At 66.5% G+C, this 16,780-nt stretch carries 16 protein-coding genes; 9 read left to right on the forward strand and 7 right to left on the reverse strand.

Annotation, left to right across the window (positions count from 1 at the left end; translation table 11 throughout):
- Positions 1–45: 45 nt before the first annotated feature.
- From D6M19_RS01010 to mscL, 3 genes are all read left to right on the forward strand, one after another.
- Positions 46–411: an FmdB family zinc ribbon protein gene (locus D6M19_RS01010; protein WP_123023620.1), complete on the forward strand. Its 366-nt coding sequence runs from the start codon at positions 46–48 to the stop codon at positions 409–411.
- Positions 412–481: 70 nt separating this feature from the next.
- The gene (locus tag D6M19_RS01015) at positions 482–1,129 is read left to right on the forward strand and encodes an SAF domain-containing protein (protein ID WP_123023297.1); all 648 of its coding nucleotides are present in this window, start codon (positions 482–484) and stop codon (positions 1,127–1,129) included.
- Positions 1,130–1,195: 66 nt separating this feature from the next.
- Positions 1,196–1,651 (forward strand): large-conductance mechanosensitive channel protein MscL, encoded by a 456-nt coding sequence (gene mscL / locus D6M19_RS01020; RefSeq protein ID WP_123023298.1) that lies wholly within the window; start codon positions 1,196–1,198, stop codon positions 1,649–1,651.
- Between the two features lie 63 nt (positions 1,652–1,714).
- Here mscL and D6M19_RS01025 read toward each other — a convergent pair whose 3' ends face one another.
- The 7 genes from D6M19_RS01025 to D6M19_RS01055 all read right to left on the reverse strand — a co-directional run bounded on the left by D6M19_RS01025 (position 1,715) and on the right by D6M19_RS01055 (position 7,840).
- Positions 1,715–2,350 (reverse strand): porin MspA, encoded by a 636-nt coding sequence (locus tag D6M19_RS01025; RefSeq protein ID WP_123023299.1) that lies wholly within the window; start codon positions 2,348–2,350, stop codon positions 1,715–1,717.
- A gap of 679 nt (positions 2,351–3,029) precedes the next feature.
- Positions 3,030–3,572 carry a MogA/MoaB family molybdenum cofactor biosynthesis protein gene (locus tag D6M19_RS01030; RefSeq protein WP_123023621.1) on the reverse strand — a complete coding sequence of 181 codons (543 nt, stop codon included), beginning with the start codon at positions 3,570–3,572 and terminating at the stop codon, positions 3,030–3,032.
- Positions 3,573–3,595: 23 nt separating this feature from the next.
- Positions 3,596–4,960, reverse strand: a complete 1,365-nt coding sequence (locus tag D6M19_RS01035; RefSeq protein ID WP_123023300.1) for a S1C family serine protease — start codon at positions 4,958–4,960, stop codon at positions 3,596–3,598.
- 147 nt (positions 4,961–5,107) lie between these two features.
- Complete coding sequence (locus D6M19_RS01040) at positions 5,108–6,571, reverse strand: HAMP domain-containing sensor histidine kinase (RefSeq protein ID WP_123023301.1); 1,464 nt, start codon at positions 6,569–6,571, stop codon at positions 5,108–5,110.
- Positions 6,571–7,254 (reverse strand): response regulator transcription factor, encoded by a 684-nt coding sequence (locus D6M19_RS01045; RefSeq protein ID WP_123023622.1) that lies wholly within the window; start codon positions 7,252–7,254, stop codon positions 6,571–6,573. Before D6M19_RS01045 ends, D6M19_RS01040 begins: the two co-directional genes overlap by 1 nt.
- Before the next feature lie 89 nt (positions 7,255–7,343).
- The gene (rpmF, locus tag D6M19_RS01050; RefSeq protein ID WP_105342880.1) at positions 7,344–7,517 is read right to left on the reverse strand and encodes a 50S ribosomal protein L32; all 174 of its coding nucleotides are present in this window, start codon (positions 7,515–7,517) and stop codon (positions 7,344–7,346) included.
- A 131-nt stretch (positions 7,518–7,648) separates the two neighbouring features.
- Positions 7,649–7,840, reverse strand: coding sequence for a hypothetical protein (locus D6M19_RS01055; protein WP_206428411.1), 192 nt, complete (start codon positions 7,838–7,840; stop codon positions 7,649–7,651).
- A gap of 180 nt (positions 7,841–8,020) precedes the next feature.
- On the opposite strand from D6M19_RS01055, the gene D6M19_RS01060 reads away from it, so the two are divergent.
- From D6M19_RS01060 to D6M19_RS01085, 6 genes are read left to right on the forward strand one after another with little or no spacing between them, the layout of a single operon-like run.
- The gene (locus D6M19_RS01060) at positions 8,021–9,763 is read left to right on the forward strand and encodes an acyclic terpene utilization AtuA family protein (protein WP_456093860.1); all 1,743 of its coding nucleotides are present in this window, start codon (positions 8,021–8,023) and stop codon (positions 9,761–9,763) included.
- Positions 9,760–10,908, forward strand: coding sequence for an acyl-CoA dehydrogenase family protein (locus tag D6M19_RS01065; protein ID WP_123023304.1), 1,149 nt, complete (start codon positions 9,760–9,762; stop codon positions 10,906–10,908). The genes D6M19_RS01060 and D6M19_RS01065 overlap by 4 nt, the downstream gene beginning before the upstream one ends.
- Complete coding sequence (locus D6M19_RS01070; RefSeq protein ID WP_123023305.1) at positions 10,905–12,500, forward strand: acyl-CoA carboxylase subunit beta; 1,596 nt, start codon at positions 10,905–10,907, stop codon at positions 12,498–12,500. Before D6M19_RS01065 ends, D6M19_RS01070 begins: the two co-directional genes overlap by 4 nt.
- 5 nt (positions 12,501–12,505) lie before the next feature.
- Positions 12,506–14,473, forward strand: coding sequence for an acetyl/propionyl/methylcrotonyl-CoA carboxylase subunit alpha (locus D6M19_RS01075; protein ID WP_123023623.1), 1,968 nt, complete (start codon positions 12,506–12,508; stop codon positions 14,471–14,473).
- Complete coding sequence (locus tag D6M19_RS01080; protein ID WP_123023306.1) at positions 14,470–15,642, forward strand: acyl-CoA dehydrogenase family protein; 1,173 nt, start codon at positions 14,470–14,472, stop codon at positions 15,640–15,642. Before D6M19_RS01075 ends, D6M19_RS01080 begins: the two co-directional genes overlap by 4 nt.
- Entirely contained in the window at positions 15,642–16,415 is a 774-nt protein-coding gene (locus D6M19_RS01085; RefSeq protein WP_123023307.1) for an enoyl-CoA hydratase family protein, read from the forward strand. The genes D6M19_RS01080 and D6M19_RS01085 overlap by 1 nt, the downstream gene beginning before the upstream one ends.
- Positions 16,416–16,780: the final 365 nt, after the last annotated feature.

Consider the following 16,780-nt stretch of genomic DNA (forward strand, 5'->3'; position numbering starts at 1 on the left):
CCGGTAGAGTGCTAAGTAGTTTTGACCATCACGGAGGGTTTGTTCGTGCCTACCTATTCTTATGCGTGCACCGAATGCGACAACAAGTTCGACGCGGTGCAGGCCTTCAGCGACGACGCGCTGACCGAGTGTCCCAAGTGCGACGGGCGCCTGCGCAAGCTGTTCGGCAAGGTGGGCGTGGTCTTCAAGGGCAGCGGCTTCTACCGCAACGACAGCCGTGAGGCCGCCAAGAGCACCTCGAACGGCTCCTCGAAGAGCTCCGAGTCCGCGGCCTCGTCGAGTTCGTCCGATTCGTCTGGTTCATCTGGCTCGTTTGAGAAGAAGTCGGATTCCACCAAGTCGGACAGCTCCAGCTCGAGTTCCTCGTCCAGCAGCTCTTCGTCGACCTCGGCCGCCGCAGCCTCCAGCTGACGCGCCGAAGTTATCCACAGCCCGGCGGGACGGCACGCCCGGTGAGCGCCGCGCTGTCTAGCGTGGCTGGATGGGGGAATCACTCGATCCGTCGGTGCGCAGCCGGCTAGTCCATCAATGGCGGCCGGACTGGACACGCACCGTGGCCGCCCGCAGGGCGGCGGCCGGCGCACTCGTCGTCCTCGCTGCGGTCGCCGCGCTGCGCTCCGACCCACACGGCGACCAGACGGACATCGTGGTGGCTGCGCGTGACCTGTCCCCCGGCATCGAGCTGACGACCGAAGACGTTCGACTCGAAAAGCGCTCGACCGCAACGGTTCCCGACGGATCCCAATCCACCGTCGACAAGGTTGTCGGGTCGACGCTGGCCGGCCCCGCGCGTCGCGGCGAGGCGCTCACCGATGTGCGACTGCTCGGTCCGCGGCTGGCGCGGTCGGCGGCGGGCCCGGATGCCCGCATCGTGCCCCTGCACCTCGCCGACACGGCGCTGTTGGACCTCGTGCGCCCCGGCGATGTGGTGGACGTGCTGGCGGCCGCCGACGACGACACCGAGCCGAGGGTGGTGGCGACAGAAGCCGTGGTGGTCCTGGTGTCGGAGAAGCAGAAGGGTGCCGGCGCCGGAGGCGAGCGCGTGCTTCTCGTCGCCCTGCCCGCACATGCCGCCAACGACGTCGCGGGCGCGACCCTGATGCAGACGGTCACGCTGACATTTCACTGACCCCAGCCGCCTCGGGATGGCTAACGTTGCACATCTCTGGTCGGACTGAGGGAAGGGTTTTCACGCATGTTGAAGGGTTTCAAGGATTTCATTTCGCGGGGCAATGTCATCGATCTGGCTGTCGCGGTCGTCATCGGCGCCGCGTTCACCGGATTGGTCACGTCGTTCACCGAGAAGGTGGTCCAGCCACTTGTCGACCGGGTCGGTGCAGGCGGTGACAGGGAATACGGAATTCTCAAGGTCTCTCTGGGTGGTGATCCCGAGCAGTTCCTGGACTTCAACGCGGTGCTGTCCGCCTTCATCAACTTCCTGATCGTTGCGGCGGTCATCTACTTCATCATCGTGGTGCCCTACAAGAAGCTGAAGGAACGCGACAGCAAGGTCGAGGAAGAAGAGACCGAACTGACATTGCTCACTCAGATCCGCGACCTGTTGTCCGAGAACGGTGACACCTCAGGCAGGCACGGCTCCTCGCCTGCGGCCCTCGAGGCCGCCGAGGCGAACAAGTCGGACACGCCCTAAACCCGCGCAGACAAACAGCCCCCGGCTTTTCGGCCGGGGGCTGTTTGTCTGTCTAGCAGGGAGTTACGCCATGTCCCATGGCTCGCCGTAGGTGGTGACGCTGTCACCGGCCGACGAGATCAGACGGGCGAACGGACGCAGCAGCACGCCACCGGCCGCACCGGTCACGGTGCCGTGCGCGTTGGAGACCGCCACGCCGCCTGCCGGGCCTGCCACGTCAACCGAGAAGGTCGCAACCTCTTGGATGCCGGGGCCGTTACCCAGGTCAGCGCTGATCGACACACCGGGGAACAGGTTGGGCGTAATGACCGAGCCCAACGGGTTGAAGGTGGGGAACAGCGACGCGTCGTCGAGCAGGATGTTGGGGGTGGTGTAGCTGAAGTTGATGCCAACGCCCAGCGACCAGGGGAAGCCGATCTGGTAGCCCAGCTCCAGCGTGCCCTCGAATTCGTCGGCACCGGGGCCGGCGACGATGTACTTGGCGCGACCCGAGTGGAACCACTCACGGGTCAGCCGGTTGCGGTCCAGCGGAAACACGCCGTTGAGGAAGGTATCCCACTGTTGGATCGTCAACGTCCGATCCTGACCGTCAACCAGGCTCAGCTCGTTGTCCAGTCCTGCGTGTGAGGTACCGGTGCTTACGAAAAGAGCCGCGATGGCGGCGACCATCGCGATCAGCACCCGACTGATTGCCTTCATGTTCTCCCTAGCTCTTTCGGCGGTGACCGTAGCGGCTCACCGATTGGTTTTCTGTGCTGGTGAGTACGCCTACACCACACACGACGCAAGCGTCACACGTGTGACAAATGAGAGAGTCCACATGCTCTTCTTACGTTTTGCTCATCGTTGACAGGAGGAACATAACGGGGCGGCATCAGACCGGCAACGCGTAGGGGTACGTGTCGGATCGCCGGTCGACAGCTGGCGCGAGTTTGCTGAGACCCTGTGGGCCTGCCGGTGTCATGGGCGCTCGCGTAGCACCCGGCCAATTCGATCGCGCAGCGGGATGTCACGAAAGCACACCGCGGGCGGGGGCCTTTTTGGCGCCCTCACCAGTCATTTCACACGCTCAGCGCAAACTCAGAGGTCAATCATGGTGAGGCGGAATGTTGTCCCGCAACCAGTTGTCGTGCTCAGCGTCCGCGGCGGGCGAATCTGTTTCGCGCTCGTCCGACGACGCTTGGGGTAGCTCGTCGCCGAAGATCTTGTTAACTGCATCTCGAGAGGGATGCGAGGAAGCGGTCACAACCAACCTCCCGTGTGACGAAGATCACATTTTGATGATGGCAGCTGTTCACGTTGTCGTAACAAAGGAGTCATCACCGACGCGACCACGCGCCAAGCAGGTGCGGGCCTGGTTCCAGCGGGAACCGAAATATTAGATCTCCAGGCTGGACAGCTGGCCGATGATCTGGACCGCCAACGGGTTCAGAGTCGCCATCCCGTCACGGACCGCAGAGCGAGAGCCGGCGATGTTGACGACCAGGGTGCTGCCGGAGACCCCCGCCAGGCCACGGGACAGCCCTGCGTCGACGACGCCTGCAGCCAGGCCGGACGCGCGCAGCGCCTCGGCGATGCCGAGAAGTTCGCGATCCAGGATGTCGCGAGTCGCCTCAGGCGTCACATCCCGTGGCGTCACACCAGTGCCGCCGACCGAGACCACCAAATCGACGCCCCCGATGACCGCCGTGTTCAGCGCGTTGCGGATCTCCACCTCGTCGGAGGACACCACGACGACACCGTCGACCACGAAGCCGGCCTCATGAAGCAACTCGGTGACCAACGGACCGCTGTGGTCCTCCTCACCATGGGCTGTCCGATCGTCGACGACGACGACAAGAGCCCGACCAACCAACTCCCCTGGCTGTTCCATGAGTGCCACCGTATATGTGGCGGCGGACACCGGCGCGGCCACTCTCAACGTCGGCGTCCCTGGTGGCGAGATCACTGCGCTGCCTTGCCCAGCGTCACCTGCACCGTTTGCGGCTTACCCGATTGGTCGAGGTAGGTCAGCGTGACCTTTTCGCCCGGCGCCCTGGAACGAACGGCGGCGACCAGCGCGTCGGCGCTGCCGATGACCCGGTCGTCGACCTTGGTCACGACGACACCGCTTGGTAGGCCTGCGGCCGCTGCTGCTCCGCCGCTTGTCACCTCGACGATCTTGGCGCCATGCGAGGCGGTGTCGTTGCCGACCTGCACACCGAGCGACGCATGCGAGGCATTGCCGCTCTGGATCAGCTCATCGGCGATCCGCTTGGCCTGATCGATCGGGATCGCGAAACCCAACCCGATCGAGCCGCTCTGCGCATCGGCTGAGTCACCGCCGAGGGTGGCGATCGCCGAATTCACGCCCACCAATTCGCCGTTCATGTTGACCAGCGCTCCACCGGAGTTACCGGGGTTGATCGCGGCGTCTGTCTGGATCGCGTCGAGCACGGTGTTCTGGTTGCGGATGTCCCCACCCGCGGCGACCGGCCGGTTCAGCGCGCTGATGATGCCGGTGGTGACGGTGCCTTCGAGGCCGAGGGGCGAGCCGATCGCCACCACGTCCTGGCCCACCTTCAGGTTGGCCGACGAACCGATGTTGATCGGGGTGAGGTCGGAGATGTTGTCAGCCTTGACGACGGCGATGTCGCTGCTCGGATCGGTGCCGACCAGGGTGAACTTGGATGTGCGCCCGTCGGCGAAGGTGACCGTGGTGTCGCCGCCCTTGGCGGCCTCCACGACGTGGTTGTTGGTCAGGATCAGGCCGTCGCTGGACAGGATGATCCCCGAGCCCTCTTCGGAGGCCCGGCCCATGTCGGTCTCCAGCTTGACGACGCTCGGCACCACCTTGGCCGCGACTTGTTCGACGGATCCGGCGGGCAGGCTGGCGGCAGGCACGCTCGGCGCAGCGGTGATCTGTGTTCCGCCTGCGTGGTTGTCGGGCTTGGCCATCAGCGCGACACCGCCGCCGATACCTGCCGACACCACCGCGATCGCCAGCGCGCCGACGGTCAAGGCTCCTGCGCGCGAACGCTTCTGCGGCGGCTGGGGGTATCCCCCTCGCGAGCGGGGCGCCCACCCGCCTGCGGGGGATTGCGGCTGAGCGGGGGCGCCGCGATACGGGTCGTAGGCCTGGCGGTAGGCGTGCTGCTGCTGCTGGGTCGCGTAGCGCCAGTCGTAGGGCTGCTGTTGCTGATAGCCGGTAGGTCCACCCCCGCGAGCGGGAGGTACCCCCAGCTGGCCGTTGGGATATACCGCCGTGCGGTCATCGCCGGGCCTGCGGCCCGCAGGGGGCGGCGGCGGTGAGTACCTCGGGTTAGTCATGTCGCAACGGGCTCTTTCTACGAGTTCGGGAGAAGGCCGACACCTCTATAACGACGGGCTGCATCCCCACGGTGCCCGGATGGGCTGAGAATCCACTTAGAGAATGTTCGGCGCATTCCCAGATTTCCGGCCGGACCGTTGCACCGTTCACCCATTGTCGGCGCTGGCCACCGATTGTGCGACCTCCACGGGCCGTGTCGCGGAAATCAGTCGGCCCGGCAGCAGCACATAGATCGAGGTACCCGGCGGCTGCCCGCCGGGCAGGGTGTCCTCCACCCGAAGCGCGCCGCCGTGTTTGAGAACGACCTGCTTGACGATGGCCAGGCCGAGGCCAGAGCCCGGCATGGCCCGCGCCGACGTGGACCGGAAGAACCGCTCGAAGACCAGCTGGCGTTCGTGCGGCGGGATGCCGGGGCCGTAGTCGGAGACGACGAGCTCGGCGCGCACCGGATCGATCTGGCTCATTCGCACGAGGACCCGGCCGTTGGCCGGGCTCCACTTGGCAGCGTTGTCGAGCAGGTTCAGCACGGCTCGCGACAACCCGGCCGAATCGCCGAACACCTGCCACGGGATGATGTGGACGTCGAACTCGATGTCGCTGCGGCGCCGCCGAACCCGTTCGAGGGAGCGGTCGATGACCTCGGACATGTCGACGGGTTCGTGCACAACGCCGCCGGCTTCGTCGCGGGTGAGATCTACCAAATCGCCTACCAGCGTTGACAATTCCTCGATCTGTGCGATGACATCGGCGCGCAGCTCGACCATCTCGTTCTCGGGAATCCGCGGCGCGCCTGGCTGCTGGGACGCTATCAGCAGCTCGACGTTGGTGCGCAATGACGTGAGCGGGGTACGCAGCTCGTGACCCGCGTCGGTGACGAGGCGGGCCTGCCGTTCTCGCGACTCGGCCAGTCCGCGCAGCATCATGTTGAAAGCCTGTGTGAGACGCGCGAGTTCGTCGCTGCCGAGCACCGGGATCGGGCGCAGATCATCGGTGCGCGCCACCCGTTCGGCGGCCTCGGTGAGCCGGGCCACCGGTCGCAACCCCGCCCGGGCCACCATTCCGCCTGCGAACGCGGCGATCGCCACCCCGATCCCACCGACGATGAGCAGCACTGTGCCAAGCCGTTTGAGCACCTTGCCGGTGGGGGCAAGGCTCTTCGAGATCAACAACGAGCTGCCGTTGCTCAAATGAACGGCGAGCACACGCTGATGGTCGGCGGTGCGCAGCGACAGCAGCAGCTGGCCGGACATCACGTCCTTCTCCTGCTTGCCGATCGGCAGCGTCTGCCCCTGCTGGTTGGCCGTGTAGATGGACCGGCCCGGGTTCACCAGCATCGCGTTGACGTCGGAGTAGGCCGTCCCCTCGATCGCCTTGCCCGGATCGGCGGCCAGCGAACCGCTTTCGATCAGCAGGCGGGCCCGGCTGTGCAGCTGGTTGTCGATGTCGTCGTAGAGCGCCCTCGAGACGACGACGTACACGGCGAGCGCCATCAGCACGACGACCATCGCGACCATCGACATCGCGAGCAGCATCACCCGCCAGCGCAGTGACAGCGAGCTGGGTTCGGGTAGCGAACTGGGCCGGAACGGGAGGGGTCGCAAACCAGCCATTAGGGCGGTGTCTCACGCAGCACGTAACCCACCCCGCGAACGGTGTGGATCAGCCGCGGCTCGCCTTCCGCTTCAGTCTTGCGACGTAGATAGCCGACATACACCTCGAGGGCATTACCTGAGGTCGGGAAATCGAATCCCCATACTTCTTCGAGGATGCGGCTGCGGGTGAGCACGCGCCTAGGGTTGGCGATCAGCATTTCCAAGAGGGCGAACTCGGTGCGGGTCAGGCTGATCTGGCGGTGTCCGCGGGTGACCTCGCGGGTCACCGGGTCCAGGCTCAGATCGGCGAACGTCATCGCAGGCGAATCGCCATCGTCGGGGGTGGTGCGGCGCAACAGCGCGCGCATGCGCGCGAGAAGTTCCTCGAGCGCGAACGGCTTGGGCAGGTAGTCGTCGGCGCCCGCGTCGAGGCCCGCGACGCGCTCGGACACCGAGTCGCGGGCGGTGAGAACCAGGATGGGCAGATCGTCTCCGGTACTGCGGAGCTGACGGCAGACCTCGAGGCCGTCGAGCCTGGGCATCATCACATCAAGCACTACCGCGTCGGGCCGATCGGTGGAGATCAGATCCAGCGCCTCGACGCCATCTTGGGCCAGCGCAACCGAATAACCGTTGAACGACAGCGAGCGACGGAGGGATTCGCGAACAGCACGGTCGTCGTCAACGACAAGAATTCGCACGGCCACCAGTGTTAACCCATCGCCTGAGAGCGGCCTGAGAGGCTCGCCGGTGGTCCGTCGGCGAGTTCAATCACCGCAAGGCGAGCCGATCAGCGACGGTCGAGGTCGATCAGGCCGAGTCGAGCGGCCTTGAGTAGACGGCGCGGCACCTTGTGCTGCTGGCCTGCGACCGTGACACCGACGAGCTCGGTGCGCTTGGCCTTCCACTGCGAGCGGCGGCTACGGGTGTTCGAGCGCGACATCCGGCGCTTGGGCACAGCCATTGGTTGAAGCTCCTCTATAAGGGGTGCTGCCGCGCAAGTTCGGCGGCCGCAATTGCCTTCAGGATAGCCGGTGACCTGCGCGGCCTCCAAACAGCGCTGACCGGCCACAGTGCTCCGGTCGACAGCGGCCGCTATCGGCGGCGCCGGATCCCTGCGAGTCTTCGCGCCGGCGAAGGGGAACCTGGCTCACGGCGCGGGTTCTCGCGGTCGAAGTCGCGCATCATGCCGTCGAGCTTGCGGTTCTCGGACCGAAACCGGCGCACGACCCACAGCACTGACGCGAACGCCAGCGCTGCCAGGACGATCCACACCAACCAGTCCATCAGCACCCCCGGCCGAGCGTAGCGTCCGAACTACGCAATTTACGGGTGAATACCCGCGCCGAGCGGTGTTTGTCACGCCGAAGTCGATAGCGGGGTGCCTTGACGGCGGACCCGAGGAACCGGCTAACCTACCGGTTGGTTGGTACGCCTGGTCGATGAGGAGAATGCGTGACGTCTGCGGTGCGCATCGGCAACTGCTCGGGGTTCTACGGAGACCGGCATTCGGCGATGCGCGAAATGCTGACCGGCGGCGACCTGGACTACCTCACCGGCGACTATCTCGCCGAGCTGACCATGCTTATCCTGGCCCGCGACCGGGCCAAATCCCCCGACCGCGGTTATGCCAAGACCTTCCTGACCCAACTCGAGGAGTGCCTGGGCACCGCACTCGACAACGGCGTGCGGATCGTCGCGAACGCAGGCGGGCTGAACCCGGCCGGCCTGGCCACCGCGGTGCGGGCACTGGCCGAACGCCTTGGCCTCGACGCCAAGGTCGCCCACGTCGAGGGCGACGACCTGGTGGCGCGCGCAGGCGAGTTGGGCTTCGGAGCCGTCACGGCGGCGACATCCGGCGGGGGAGCCGCCACGGCGGCGACATCCGGCGGGGGTAGTCCCCTGGCGGCCAACGCCTACCTCGGCGCGTGGGGCATCGTCGACTGCCTCAAAAGCGGCGCCGACGTGGTCGTCACCGGTCGCGTCACCGACGCGTCGGTCATCGTCGGCCCGGCCGCCGCGCACTTCGGGTGGGCCCGCGACGATTACGACCGCCTTGCCGGTGCAGTCGCCGCGGGCCACGTAATCGAATGCGGGGTGCAGGCCACCGGCGGCAACTTCGCGTTCTTCACCGAGGTTCCCGACCTTTTACATCCGGGCTTCCCGCTCGCCGAGATTTACGACGACGGCGCGTCGGTGATCACCAAGCACCCAGGAACCGGCGGGCTGGTCAGCGTGGACACCGTCACCGCCCAACTGCTGTACGAGATCACCGGCGCCCGGTACGCGAATCCCGATGTGACGGTGCGGATGGACAGCCTCGAGCTGTCGCCCGACGGCGCCGACCGGGTGCGCATCGACGGTGTGCGGGGTGAGCCGCCTCCCCCGACGTTGAAGGTCTCGCTCAACAGCATCGGTGGTTTCCGCAACGCGATGACGTTCGTGCTGACGGGGCTCGACATCGACGCCAAGGCCGACCTCGTGCGCCGACAGCTGGAATCCGGCCTTACCGTGAAGCCTGCCGAGCTGGAATGGACGCTTGCGCGCACCGACCACGACGACGCCGACACCGAGGAGGCCGCCAGCGCGCTGCTGCACTGCGTCGTGCGCGACCCGGATCCGGCCAACGTTGGCCGCCAGTTCTCCTCGGCGGCAGTGGAATTGGCGCTCGCCAGCTATCCAGGCTTCACGACCACCGCGCCTCCGGGTGATGGTCAGGTGTACGGGGTCTTCAGCCCGGGCTACGTCGACGCGACAGAGGTGTTGCAGGTCGCCGTGCACGCCGACGGCTCCCGCGCCGACATTCCCGCCGCGACCGAAACCAAGGTGCTCGAGCCCGTCGCACCGTTCGCGCTGCCAGAACCCATGCCCTTCGAGGACACCCAGCGTGTCCCGCTCGGCCGCATCGCGGGCGCGCGCAGCGGCGACAAGGGCGGCAACGCCAACGTCGGCGTGTGGGTGCGCACCACCAACCAGTGGCGGTGGCTTGCCCACGCGCTGACCATCGACAAGCTGCGCGAAATGCTCCCCGAGACCGCCGATCTGAAAGTCACCCGGCATCTGCTGCCCAACCTGCGGGCGGTGAACTTCGTCATCGAGGGCATCCTCGGTGAGGGCGTGGCGTACCAAGCGCGCTTCGATCCGCAGGCCAAGGGCCTTGGCGAATGGCTGCGCAGCAGGCACATCGACATCCCGGAGAGCCTCCTATGAACATCTGGCATACAGCCGAACGAGAGCAACTGCGAAAGACTGTGCGCGCCTTCGCCGAACGTGAGGTGCTGCCGCACGTCGACGAGTGGGAGCGCTCCGGCATGCTGCCACGCGAGCTGCACCTCAAGGCCGGTGAAGCCGGCCTGTTGGGAGCCGGACTGCCCGAGGCGGTCGGTGGTGGCGGCGGTGACGGCGCCGATGCGGTGGTCATCTGCGAGGAGATGCATTACTCCGGTGCGCCCGGCGGTGTGTTCGCGTCGCTGTTCACCTGCGGCATCGCGGTGCCGCACATGATCGCCTCCGGCGACCAGCGGCTGATCGATACCTACGTGCGGCCCACGCTGCGCGGCGAGAAGATCGGGTCGCTGGCGATCACCGAACCCGGCGGCGGCTCCGATGTCGGGCACCTCACCACCAAGGCCGTCCGCGATGGCGACGACTTCATCATCAACGGGGCCAAGACCTACATCACTTCCGGTGTGCGGGCCGACTACGTCGTCACCGCTGCACGCACGGGCGGCCCTGGCGCGGCTGGAGTTTCGCTGATCGTCGTCGACAAGGGCACGCCGGGGTTCGAGGTCACCCGCAAGCTCGACAAGATGGGCTGGCGGTCCTCCGACACCGCCGAGCTGTCCTACACCGACGTCCGGGTGCCCGCCGCGAACCTGATCGGCGAGCAGAACACCGGCTTCATCCAGATCGCGGGCGCATTCGTCTCCGAACGCGTCGGCCTCGCGGCACAGGCATATGCGAGCGCCCAGCGCTGCCTCGACCTGTCCGTCGAATGGTGCCGCAACCGCGAAACGTTCGGAAAGCCGCTGATCTCAAGGCAATCCGTGCAGAACACGCTCGCCGAGATGGCTCGGCGCGTCGACGTGGCGCGGGTGTACACCCGAAGCCTGGTCGAGCGGCAGTTGGCCGGAGAGGCGAATCTGATCACCGAAGTGTGCTTCGCGAAGAACACCGCCGTCGAGGCAGGCGAATGGGTCGCCAACCAGGCGGTGCAGCTGTTCGGCGGGATGGGATACATGTCCGAGTCGGAAGTCGAGCGTCAGTACCGCGACATGCGAATCCTCGGGATCGGTGGCGGGACAACCGAAATCCTGACCTCCCTGGCCGCCAAGACGTTGGGATACCAGTCATGACGACTCTCGCGTCGACGCTCGACCCGCGTTCATCCGCCTACGCCGAGGCGGCCGCGGCGATGACGGCCAAGCTCGCCGAACTCGACGCCGAACACGTCAAGGCGTTGGCCGGCGGCGGCGAGAAGTACGTAAAGCGTCATCACGACCGCGGCAAGATGACGGCCCGAGAGCGCATCGAGATGCTGGTCGATCCCGATTCGCCGTTCCTCGAGCTGAGCCCGCTGGCCGCCTACGGCAGCGACTTCCAGATCGGCGCGAGCGTGGTGACCGGCATCGGCGTGGTCGAGGGCGTCGAGTGCATGCTGGTTGCCCACGACCCGACGGTCAAGGGCGGCACCACTAATCCGTGGACGTTGAAGAAGATGTTGCGGGCCAACCAGATTGCGTTTGAGAACCGGCTGCCGGTGATCTCGCTGGTCGAGTCTGGCGGCGCCGATCTGCCCACGCAGAAGCTGATCTTCATCCCCGGCGGGCAGGGCTTCCGCGACCTGACCCGGTTGTCGGCAGCGGGCATCCCGACCATCGCCTTGGTGTTCGGCAACTCCACAGCGGGTGGTGCCTACATCCCCGGCATGTCCGACCACGTCGTGATGATCAAGGAGCGCTCGAAGGTGTTCCTGGCCGGACCGCCGCTGGTGAAGATGGCCACCGGCGAGGAGTCCGACGACGAATCGCTTGGCGGCGCCGAGATGCACGCCCGCACTTCCGGTCTCGCCGACTACTTCGCCGTCGACGAACTCGACGCGATCCGGATCGGCCGCCGCATCGTCGCGCGGTTGAACTGGCGCAAGCAGGGGCCGACCCCGAAGCCGTTCGTCGAGCCGCGCTTCGACGCCGAAGAGCTGATCGGCATCGTCCCGTCCGATCTGCGCATCCCGTTCGATCCGCGGGACGTGATCGCCCGCATCGTCGACGGGTCCGACTTCGACGAGTTCAAGCCGCTGTACGGCTCGTCGCTGGTGACCGGTTGGGCGAGGCTCTACGGCTATCCGATCGGGATCCTGGCCAACCACCGCGGCGTGCTGTTCAGCGAGGAGTCGCAGAAGGCCACCCAGTTCATCCAGCTGGCGAACCGATCCGACACGCCACTGTTGTTCCTGCACAACACCACCGGCTACATGGTCGGCAAGCAGTACGAGGAAGGCGGAATGATCAAGCACGGCTCGATGATGATCAACGCCGTCTCGAATTCGACCGTCCCGCATATCTCGCTGCTGATCGGCGCGTCGTACGGCGCAGGTCATTACGGCATGTGCGGGCGCGCCTATGACCCGCGCTTCCTGTTCGCGTGGCCGAGCGCCAAGTCCGCGGTGATGGGAGGCACGCAGCTGGCTGGCGTGCTGTCCATCGTGAGCCGGGCGGCCACCGAGGCCCGCGGCCAGCAGGTGGACGAGGAGGCCGACGCCGCGATGCGGGCCGCCGTCGAAGGGCAGATCGAGGCGGAGTCGCTGCCCATGGTGCTGTCCGGGATGCTGTACGACGACGGCGTGATCGACCCACGCGACACCCGCACGGTTTTGGGATTGTGCCTGTCCGCCATCGCCAATGGCCCGATCGAGGGGACGTCGAACTTCGGCGTCTTCCGGATGTGAGCACGATGGTCACACGAGTTCTGGTCGCCAACCGCGGGGAGATCGCCCGCCGCGTGTTCGCCACGTGCCGGCGCCTCGGGATCGGCACCGTCGCCGTCTACACCGATCCCGATGCCGGCTCGCCGCATGTCGCGGAGGCCGATGCGCGGGTCCGGCTGGAGGGCCGCAACGGGTACCTCGACAGCGCGCAGCTGATCGCCGCGGCAATGGCATCGGGCGCCGACGCCGTCCACCCCGGGTATGGATTCCTTTCCGAGAATGCGGATTTCGCCGCTGCGGTGCTGGACGCCGGGTTGACGTGGATCGGCCCCCCGGTCGCCGCGGTGGCGGCGATGGGCTCCAAGATCGAGGCCAAGAAGATGATGGCGGCCGCGGGCGTGCCGGTGCTCGACGAGCTGGACCCCGAGACCGTGACGGCCGACCAGCTGCCGGTGCTGATCAAGGCGTCGGCAGGCGGCGGGGGCCGCGGTATGCGGGTGGTCCGCGAATTGTCCGAACTGCCTTCGCAAGTCGAGGCGGCGCGTCGCGAGGCGCAGTCGGCGTTCGGCGACTCCACGGTGTTCTGTGAGCGCTACCTCGCAACCGGTCACCACGTCGAGGTGCAGGTGCTGGCCGACGAGCACGGCACCGTGTGGGCCGTCGGCGAACGCGAATGTTCGATCCAGCGGCGCCACCAGAAGATCATCGAAGAGGCACCGTCGCCGCTCGTCGAACGCACTCCTGGCATGCGCGACAAGCTGTTCGACGCGGCACGGCTTGCAGCTAGCGCCATCGGCTACACGGGTGCGGGCACGGTCGAGTTCATGGCTGACGAGAGCGGGGACTTCTTCTTCCTAGAGATGAACACCCGGCTGCAGGTCGAGCATCCGGTCACCGAGGCGACCACCGGCCTCGACCTCGTCGGCCTTCAACTGTTTGTCGCCGACGGCGGCCATCTAGACCCCGAACCACCCCCGTCACGCGGCTACTCCATCGAGGCGCGGCTGTACGCCGAGGACCCGGCCAAGGGCTGGCAGCCGCAGGCCGGATCCGTGTACCGCTTCGAAGTGCCCAACACCACAACGCGTTTCGGCACGCTCGACGGGCTTGGAGTGCGCGTCGACACCGGAATCGAGAACGGTTCAGAGGTGTCGGTGTTCTACGACCCCATGCTGGCCAAGGTGATCTCCTACGCGACGACGCGTCGTCAGGCCGCCAGACTGCTGGCCGACGCGCTTGCCCGCACCCGCATTCACGGCGTGCGCACCAACCGCGACCTTCTCGTCAACGTGCTGCGCCATCCGGCGTTCCTGGACGGCGCCACCGACACCGCGTTCTTCGACACCCACGGCCTGGCCGAGCTGGCCGCACCGCTGGCAGACGTGCGCGCCGTCGAGTTGTCGGCGCTGGCCGCCGCGCTGGCGGACGCAGCCGAGAATCGCCGGACGGCAACGGTATTCGCCGCCGCACCGAGTGGCTGGCGCAATGTCACGTCGGGCTTCCAGACCAAGAACTACGGCGACAGCGCGGGAGAGACGCACGAGGTCCGCTACCGCTTCACCCGCGCCGGTGTTGAATTCCCCGACTTCGATGCGGTGAGCCTGGTGTCGGCGACGCCCACCCGGGTGGTGCTGGCTGTCGACGGGGTGGACCGGCCGTTCGACGTCGCGCGGTACGTCGACGATGTGTTCGTCGACTCGACGCTGGGCTCGGTGCAGCTCGTCGCGCTCTCTCGCTTCCCCGACCCGACGGCAGCGCTGGCGCACGGGTCCCTGCTGGCGCCGATGCCCGGCTCGGTGCTGCGCATCGGTGCCGCGGTGGGAGACACCGTCACCGCCGGCCAGCCGTTGATCTGGCTGGAAGCCATGAAGATGGAGCACACCGTGGTCGCGCCTGCCGACGGAGTGCTCGCCGAACTCAACGTCGAATCGGGCCAGCAGGTCGAGGTCGGCGCCGTACTCGCCCGCGTGGATGATCAAGGAGACCGCCAGTGACAACGACAGACAACGGCTTCATCGAGAGCGAAGAGCGCAAGGCGCTGCGCAGGGCGGTCGCCGGAATGGCAGCCAATTACGGCCAGGACTACTACCTGGAGAAGGCCCGGGCCGGCCAGCACACCGACGAATTATGGCAGGAGACAGGCAAACTCGGCTTCATCGGCGTCAACCTGCCCGAGGAGTACGGCGGCGGCGGCGCGGGCATGTACGAGCTGTCCATCGTGATGGAGGAAATGTCGGCCGGCGGCTGCCCGCTGCTGCTGATGGTGGTCTCCCCCGCCATCAACGGCACGATCATCAGCAAGTTCGGCACCGACGAGCAGAAGAAGCGGTGGCTGCCGGGGATCGCCGACGGCTCGATCACGATGGCTTTCGCGATCACCGAACCCGACGCAGGCAGCAACAGCCACCGCATCACCACCACCGCCCGCCGCGACGGCAGCGGCTGGGTGCTCAACGGCCAGAAGGTGTACATCTCCGGTGTCGACCAGGCGCAGGCGGTGCTCGTCGTGGGCCGGACTGAAGAGGCGAAGACCGGTAATCTGCGGCCCGCGCTGTTCATCGTGCCCACCCATACTCCGGGCTTCACCTGGACCAAGATCGACATGGAGATCGTCAGCCCGGAAAACCAGTTCCAGGTTTTCCTCGACGACGTCCGGCTGCCGTCCGACGCGCTGGTGGGATCCGAGGACGCCGCGATCGCCCAGCTGTTCGCCGGCCTGAACCCCGAGCGGATCATGGGCGCGGCCAGCGCGGTGGGCATGGGCCGGTTCGCGATCAACAAGGCCGTCGACTACGTCAAGACCCGCCAGGTGTGGAAGACGCCGATCGGCGCGCACCAGGGCCTGTCGCATCCGTTGGCGCAGAACCACATCGAGGTCGAGCTCGCGAAGCTGATGATGCAGAAGGCCGCGACGTTGTATGACAGCGGCGACGACGTGGGCGCGGCCGAGGCGGCGAACATGGCCAAGTATGCGGCGGGCGAGGCGTCGGTGCGCGCGGTCGACCAGGCGGTGCAGTCGCTCGGCGGCAACGGGCTGACCAAGGAGTACGGCATCGCCGCGGCGGTGACGGCGTCCAAGCTGGCCCGCATCGCCCCGGTCAGCCGGGAGATGGTGCTCAACTTCGTAGCGCAGACGTCGTTGGGTCTGCCACGCTCTTATTGATGAAAACTGTCGTCCACTACTCCGTCGAAGGTCCGGTCGCCCGGCTGACGCTGGACTCGCCGGACAATCGCAATGCGTTGTCCAAGGCGTTGGTCAGCCAGCTGCGGCAGGGCCTGTGCGATGCATCCGATGACTCCGCGGTGCGGGCGGTGGTGTTGACCCACACCGGCGGCACGTTCTGTGCGGGAGCCGACCTGTCGGAATCTTCCGCGGCCAGCGGCGGCGACGCGGCCGAGACGGTGGTCGAGAACGCGCGTCAGCTGACGTCCGTTCTGCGCTCGATCCTCGAGATGCCACAGCCTGTGATCGGCGCGATCGACGGGCATGCCCGGGCGGGCGGTCTGGGGCTCGTCGGGGCATGCGACATCGTCGTGGCGGGGCGCAACAGCACCTTCGCGCTGACCGAGGCGCGCATCGGGGTGGCGCCGTCGATCATCTCGCTAACGCTGCTGCCGAAGATGTCCGCGCGCGCTGCTGGACGGTATTTCGTGACAGGAGAGAAATTCGGGGCTGATGAGGCCGCTGAGATTGGTCTGATCACGATCGCGGCCGACGACGTCGATGGCGCCGTAAGTGAGCTGACAGCCGAGATCGCCAAGGGCTCGCCGCAGGGCCTTGCGGCTTCGAAGGCGCTGACCACCGCCGCGATCTTGAATGCATTCGACGACCATGCCGAGGCTCTGACCAGGCAATCTGCCGAGCTTTTCGTCTCCGACGAAGCCCGCGAGGGCATGCTGTCGTTCCTGCAGAAGCGCCCGCCGAACTGGCGGTGAGGTCGGTTCCGCGGGCCCGTTCGAGGCCGCCCGCGGCAAACGAACTTTGCTGAGGTCGGTGTACAGCTTCCTGAGAGAAGTGACGTAGTGCTCTACGCGTGTCACCGACACGCCCGTACGGTAGCAACGGAGAGTCAGGATTTTGATGGTTGTCGGCCGCGGACGCCCAGCGTCGTTATCACAGCTGCGAAATATGTATCTACCAGCGGTTTAGCCAGGGAGTTCGCATAGGAAACACCTAGCAAACTATCTTTGCTGGATCGTTCAAGAGGCCCTGTTGCCGCTCGAAACGCTCTGACGTCGGGGATAATAAGAAAGCACTTGCGCGAAGTGGTGGATCATGGTCTATATTGAGTTAACTGAAC

The sequence above is a fragment of the Mycolicibacterium stellerae genome (assembly GCF_003719305.1).
GTDB lineage: Bacteria > Actinomycetota > Actinomycetes > Mycobacteriales > Mycobacteriaceae > Mycobacterium > Mycobacterium stellerae.